The sequence below is a fragment of the Nostoc sp. NZL genome (assembly GCF_015714705.1).
Classification (GTDB): domain Bacteria; phylum Cyanobacteriota; class Cyanobacteriia; order Cyanobacteriales; family Nostocaceae; genus Nostoc; species Nostoc foliaceum_A.
The window spans coordinates 1-6,742 of sequence record NZ_WBKL01000163.1; the positions used below are offsets into that span (position 1 = coordinate 1).

The following is a 6,742-nucleotide window of genomic DNA, read 5'->3' on the forward strand; positions in this document are numbered from 1 at the left end:
TTTACCTTAAACAGCAGAAGGCTCACACTGAAATGGTACTCCATTCAGTGTTGTGATGAATGTGCGTGAGTTGAGGAGTGTAGTCTGACCATATTTGAGCGTAGCGAAAACAGGAAAGACTACTGCGACGAAACAAACAAAATATTTGTTTTTGATAATTCAATCGTCGAAATATGTGTTACTGTGAATAAGTAAACACGGTAAGGTCGATGCCATGTATAGAGCAATTAAAGTTAGAATTTATCCCACTGATGAGCAAGAATCTCATCTAGCTCAATGTTTTGGTAATACCCGATGGTTGTGGAATTATATGCTTAATGCCACTACTATTGCGTATAAAGAAACGGGGAAAGGTCTTTCTAAGGCAGCAATGGATAAGTTACTGTCTGGGTTAAAAAAAGAATTTGAATGGTTAGGACTTGCGTACAGTCAAGTATTGCAGCGCGTCACATTTAACCTTTCAAGTGCTTTTGTCAACTTCTTTGAAGGACGCGCTAAATTCCCTAACTTTAAATCTAAACATGCTTTGCAATCTATTCAATATCCCCAAAACGTGAAACTGATGTCAGAGGACTCTGTGATTAAGTTTCCTGGGAATTTGGGTTTAATGAAAACCGTGTTTCACAAAGAATTACCGGATGCAAAATTCACGACTGTAACAATATCGAGAAATGCTGACGGTAAATACTACGCATCTATTCTTTTTAATCAAGAAAATACGCCAGTAGTAGCTATTAGAGACGCAATCGGTGTGGATTTAGGATTAAAGAACTTTGCTATAACGTCAGTTGGTTCAAAATATGACCTACCTAAAAAGAGATTAGCTAACTTAGAGAAGAATAGAAAACGCAAACAGAAGAAATTAGCTAAAAAGACAGATAAGACTTCAAACAAACGTCGTAAAGCTAAAGGAATAGTCGCCAAACTTTCTAGCAAAATCGCTAGAGTAAGAGAGGATTTTCTACACAAGCTATCTCGCAAAATAGCATACGAAAACCAAGTTATTTGTGTAGAAGATTTGGCAGTTAAAAACATGGTGAATAATCCTAACCTTGCAAAAGCTATTAGTGACCAAGGATGGGGAATGTTCCTCACTATGTTGAAATATAAAGCTGAGAGATTTGGGCATACATATCAGGAAATTAATCGTTTCTTCCCGTCATCTCAACTTTGTAGTGAGACTCTGCTACCAATCCCAATATTGCAAAATGGTTATGATTCATTGGGTATTAGGTTTGTAGATTGTCCACACTGCCATAAGCAGCATGATAGAGACATCAATGCTGCTATAAATATCAAAAATGAAGGATTGCGATTATGGGCGTTAGGAACTAGCGCTTCTGCCCTTGGAGGGGATGTAAGACCAAAGTCTTCAGGACGTAAAAAATCTACGAAGGTTGAGGCAATCCCCAATGAATTGGGAAGCCTACACTGTACCGTCAGGTCAGTGTAGGTAGTTCACTAAGTTCATCTCATTACATATATCTGCGACTCTACCACGGAGGTCAATATCTTGTAGCCTGATATGTAATGGTGAAGCTGTCATGCTTCAAAAATACAATATGACGCGGCACCTGCGGAATGTGTGTTATAAAAACGGGCAAGAGTCTTAAAAAAATCCGAAAGTCTTGACCGTGAAGCTTTTTCGTGAAATACCTCTAAGGATTCATGAAAAATTATCTGTAATTTTCCGTAATCGCAGACGTTTACTCTAATTTTTCGGTAAATGCATAATTCTTACACCAACTGAATCAAATGCTACCGTAAGCAATCAGCCTTTAGCGTTTAATCATCAGTAATCTTTAAAAGATTGGAAAAAATTATGTTAAGTATTCCTATTAACTTAAATTTACCTCGTACACCACGTTTAGTAACTTCCTTACCTGGGCCTCGTGCTCAAGCAATTGTACAACGCGATCGCGCCGTAACTTCCCCTTCTTACACCCGCGATTACCCGTTAGTTGTATCTCGCGGGCAAGGCTGTATGGTAGAAGATGTGGATGGTAATGTATTTCTGGATATGACCGCAGGTATTGCCGTTACCGCCACCGGACACGCCCACCCCGAAGTTGTCAAAGCAATTCAAGAACAGTCCGAACGTCTGCTGCACATGTCAGGGACGGATTTTTATTATGAGCCAATGGTGGAATTAGCGGAACAATTAGCAATTCGCGCTCCCTTTCCCCAGCCACAGAGTAATACTGGGTTTCCCGCAAAAGTATTTTTCACCAATTCCGGGGCAGAATCTAACGAAGGAGCGATCAAACTAGCTAGATATTACACCAAGCGATCGCTAATCGTAGCATTCTTAGGCGCATTTCACGGACGCACTTATGGGGCAATGTCTCTCACTGGTTCCAAAGCAGTGCAGCGAGCTAATTTTGGGCCTTTAGTTCCTGGGGTGACTCATATCCCCTATGGTACTCACGCTAGTTTGGATTACCTGGAACAACAGCTATTTGGCACAATTTTACCACCGCAAGAAGTAGCGGCGATCGTAGTTGAGCCGATTCAAGGAGAGGGTGGGTATATCGTACCAGAGGATGGTTTTTTAAAACGGATTCGGGATATTTGCGATCGCCACGGTATTCTGATGGTAGTGGATGAAGTGCAAGCGGGAATGGGGCGGACTGGTCGCTTATTTGCGATCGAGCATTGGGGAGTCATGCCTGATATCATTACCACTGCTAAAGGTATCGCGAGTGGTCTGCCATTAGGAGCGATACTTGCCAGACCAGAGTTAATGACTTGGCCTCCCGGTTCTCACGCTACCACATTTGGCGGTAATCCCGTAGCTTGTGCTGCTGGTATTGCTACACTGCGACTGCTGGAAAGTGATTTAATGGCCAATGCTACCCAGATGGGAGAAATTTTACAAGCTAGTCTTACCCAGTTGCATCAAAAATTTCCCAGAGTATCGCCGCCACGAGGTAAGGGTTTGATGGTAGCGGTGGACTTATTGGATGAACAGGGTAATCTTGATCATAAATTGCGCGATCACATTATCCAAGAAGCATTTTTACGCGGTTTATTATTGCTAGGTTGCGGTAAAGCAGCAATTCGTTTCTGTCCCCCTCTAGTTATTGACAGCGACCAAATTCAAATTGCCCTTCAGATTATCAGCGAGATTTTAAGTTCTTAAAATATTAGGGGAGTGAGGAGTGGTGCGCAGAGGGAGATTTCCTAACTTTTGACTCTTGACCCTTCCTTGACAAATGATTAATAACTAATGACTAATCTATATGAAACCCGAAATAGCCCTTAATTTATGGAAATTACTTTGGCAAGAATATAGCGCCAGAGTGAATCATGCCCGTACTTATCAACAAATGATTACTGCGGCGGGTGGAACAGTTACCAATGACCACATCGCCTTTCGGTCTCTGCGTTTATTAGTAGATACTCCACAGGGTCAAGTTAACTTGGGAATTGACTACCTCGCGCAACTTGCAGAAGCTTTAGGTTACGAGGCGGCTGGAGAGTATAATTTTGCTCAAACTCATCTGTATGCTCGTCATTATCGTCATCCGCAGCAAGAAGAAATTCACTTACCTAAGCTGTTTATCAGCGAGTTGATTGTCGATGAATTGCCTGCTAATATTGCCCAACTCATCTCTAAAACAGTATCTTCAATCCCAGACGAACTGACTTCACCCCTTAGTATTCTCAAACAAGACGGAAACGTTGAAACCATTGCTAAACAATTCCAGCAAGTCTTTACCCGCCCTTGGCTACCTCCCCAGCGTTCTGTTGTCGAAGAGGTGAATGAAGTTACTCAGTATGGGGCTTGGGTGTTGCTGCATGGATATGGTGTCAACCATTTTACAGGCTACGTCAACGGCCAGAATACTCCACAATATCCAGACATTGATAGTACCGCCAGTGCTTTGGCTAATCTGGGTGTACCAATGAAAGCAGAGATAGAGGGAAATGTTGCTTGTGGTTTACGGCAAACTGCAACTCAAGCAGTCACAGAAATGGTAACAGTGTTAGATGATAATAGTGGCGCAGAAATTCAGATCCCTTGGACTTATGCCTATTATGAAATTGCCCAGCGCTATCTAGTAGAAGTAGAGCCTGGAAAGCAGGTACTTTTCGATGCTTTTTTAGGAAGTAATGCCCAGCAACTGTTTGAAATGACTCGTCTTTCTAAGTAGTTCAGAGTAAGTCTTACCAAGGCTTCAAGGGTTGGAAATATCGCGTTTTGCCAGATATTGGTACATCTGCCAACGTGTATCTACCTCAGCTTGGGCTTGTTCTAACAAGTTCTTGGCAACGTCGGGTTTGCTCTTTGTGAGCATTTTGAAGCGATTTTCTTGATACATAGAATGTTCTACAGATTGCGTAGGCGATCGCATATCCAATTGCAAAGGATTTTTACCCTGGTTGAGCAACTCTGGATTATGCCGATACAGCAACCAACGACCTGATTCTACCAGAGTTTTTTGATGATTCATCCCTGTGGTCATGTTAATGCCGTGGGCGATGCAATGGCTGTAAGCAATAATTAGTGATGGGCCATCATAAGCTTCTGCTTCCAAAAATGCTTTCAGGGTATGTTCATCTCTAGCACCAAGGGCTACACTCGCTACGTAGACATTTCCGTAGGTCATGGCAATCATCCCTAAGTCTTTTTTAGGTGCAGGCTTGCCACTAGCGGCATATTTAGCAACTGCGGCTCGTGGGGTAGCTTTGGAAGATTGACCGCCTGTATTAGAATACACTTCTGTATCCATCACTAAAATGTTGACATTCCGACCACTAGCAATTACATGATCGATGCCGCCAAAGTCAATATCATAAGCCCAACCATCACCGCCAACAATCCAGACGCTTTTTCTCACCAAGTAATCAGCAAGAGATTTGAGATTTTGAATTTTGGATTTTAGATTGGGGTCGAAAGTTACAATTTCATCTAACTTCTGCTGCAAAAGTTCTATTCTTTCGCGCTGTTCCCAAATATCAGCTTCAGATTTTTGTTCAGCTTTGAGGATTGACTGAGCAAGGTTTTCATCTATTTCACTCCCCAACTTGTGCAGCAATTCCGCCGCAAACTCGGCTTGTTTGTCAAGGGAGAGGCGGAAGCCAAAACCGAATTCGGCGTTATCTTCAAATAGATTATTAGACCACGCCGGGCCGCGTCCTTGGGCGTTGGTTGTCCAAGGAGTTGTGGGGAGATTTCCGCCATAGATTGAAGAACAACCTGTAGCATTGGCGATGACAGCGCGATCGCCAAACAGTTGTGTTAATAATTTTAAATAAGGTGTTTCACCACAACCTGCACAAGCACCAGAGAATTCAAATAAAGGTTCTTGCAGTTGTTGTTGACGAATCTGGTTTAATTTTAGCGATCGCCTATCAGGATTAGGTAAACTCAAAAAGAAATCCCAGTTTTTTCGCTCTTGTTCTCGCAATGGCAACTGTTGTGCCATATTAATCGCTTTTTGCGATGGCTCAGATTTATCTTTAGCAGGGCAAATATTTACACAAATAGTGCATCCCGTACAATCTTCTGGAGCAACTTGAATGGTAAATTTTTGATTGGCAAAGTCTTTATCTTTTGCACCAGTTGACTTAAATGTTTCTGGTGCATTGACTAACTCATCCGGTTGATAAGCCTTTGCACGGATAGCGCTATGGGGACAAACCATGACGCACTTACCACATTGTACGCAGACATCCGGCTCCCACACAGGTATCTCTTCGGCAACGTTACGTTTTTCCCATTTGGCAGTACCTACGGGAAAGGTGCCGTCAACTGGTAATGTGCTAACAGGTAAATCATCACCTTCCCACACCATAATTTTCCCCAAAACTTCCCGCACAAATTCGGGAGCGGAGTTAAGAGGAGAGACGCGATTAATCGCGTCTGTACAAAAGTTTGAAGTAGAGGCGCGATTAATCGCGTCTGTATTGAGGATTGTTTGTGGGACATCTACTTTATGCAAGTTGTCTAGGGTGTTGTCTACAGCTTGCAAGTTCATGCGGACAACTTCTACACCTTTTTTACCATAGGTTTTGTCTATCGCTTGTTTGATTTTAGCGATCGCTTCTTCTTGCGGCAAGACACCCGCTAAAGCAAAGAAGCATACCTGCATAATCGTGTTAATTCTGCCACCCATGCCACTTTCACGGGCAACTTGGCTAGCATTGATTACGTATAATTTCAAATGCTTGTCGATAATTTGCTGCTGCACCTTCAACGGTAGATATTCCCAGACGGTATCTGCATTGTATGGACTGTTAAGCAGCAAAGTCGCCCCAGGAATAGCAGCCTTCAAAATATCTATGCGTTCCAGAAATCCCCAATGATGGCAACCAATAAAGTTAGCTTGGTCAATTAGGTAGGTAGAGCGAATTGGCTCTTTACCGAAACGTAGATGAGAGACGGTTATCGAGCCAGATTTTTTGGAATCGTAGACAAAATAGCCTTGGGCGTAATTGTCGGTTTCTTCACCAATAATCTTGATGGAGTTTTTGTTAGCCCCAACAGTACCATCAGCGCCTAACCCATAGAACATTGCCCTGACAACATTATCCGATTCTGTAGAGAAGTTAGGGTCAAAACTCAAGGAAGTATGACTAACGTCGTCATTAATCCCAATAGTAAAGTGATTTTTTGGTTTAGCTTGAGCAAGATTGTCAAAGATGCCCTTCACCATCGCCGGCGTAAATTCTTTAGAAGAAAGACCGTAACGACCACCAATAATTTTAGGCAGAGGGGCAGGGGGCAGGGGGTAGG

Annotated in this window: 4 protein-coding genes; 3 read left to right on the plus strand and 1 reads right to left on the minus strand. The window is 42.7% G+C overall.

Annotated elements, in window-relative coordinates:
- Positions 1-214: 214 nt before the first annotated feature.
- From F8R90_RS23455 to F8R90_RS23465, 3 genes are all read left to right on the plus strand, one after another.
- The gene (locus tag F8R90_RS23455; RefSeq protein WP_196512681.1) at positions 215-1,453 is read left to right on the plus strand and encodes an RNA-guided endonuclease InsQ/TnpB family protein; all 1,239 of its coding nucleotides are present in this window, start codon (positions 215-217) and stop codon (positions 1,451-1,453) included.
- Positions 1,454-1,822: 369 nt separating this feature from the next.
- Positions 1,823-3,142, plus strand: coding sequence for an acetyl ornithine aminotransferase family protein (locus F8R90_RS23460; RefSeq protein WP_196512682.1), 1,320 nt, complete (start codon positions 1,823-1,825; stop codon positions 3,140-3,142).
- Positions 3,143-3,242: 100 nt separating this feature from the next.
- Positions 3,243-4,157 (plus strand): DUF1338 domain-containing protein, encoded by a 915-nt coding sequence (locus F8R90_RS23465; RefSeq protein WP_196512683.1) that lies wholly within the window; start codon positions 3,243-3,245, stop codon positions 4,155-4,157.
- A gap of 24 nt (positions 4,158-4,181) precedes the next feature.
- Here the strand turns inward: F8R90_RS23465 and nifJ are convergent.
- Positions 4,182-6,742 (minus strand): pyruvate:ferredoxin (flavodoxin) oxidoreductase (gene nifJ / locus F8R90_RS23470; RefSeq protein ID WP_196512684.1); only part of this gene is annotated, 2,561 nt, incomplete at its 5' end.

Coding starts and splice junctions, on each gene's coding strand:
- F8R90_RS23455 (WP_196512681.1), top strand. CDS start 215: ATGTATAGAGCAATTAAAGTTAGAATTTATCCCACTGATGAGCAAGAA.
- F8R90_RS23465 (WP_196512683.1), top strand. CDS start 3,243: ATGAAACCCGAAATAGCCCTTAATTTATGGAAATTACTTTGGCAAGAA.
- F8R90_RS23460 (WP_196512682.1), top strand. CDS start 1,823: ATGTTAAGTATTCCTATTAACTTAAATTTACCTCGTACACCACGTTTA.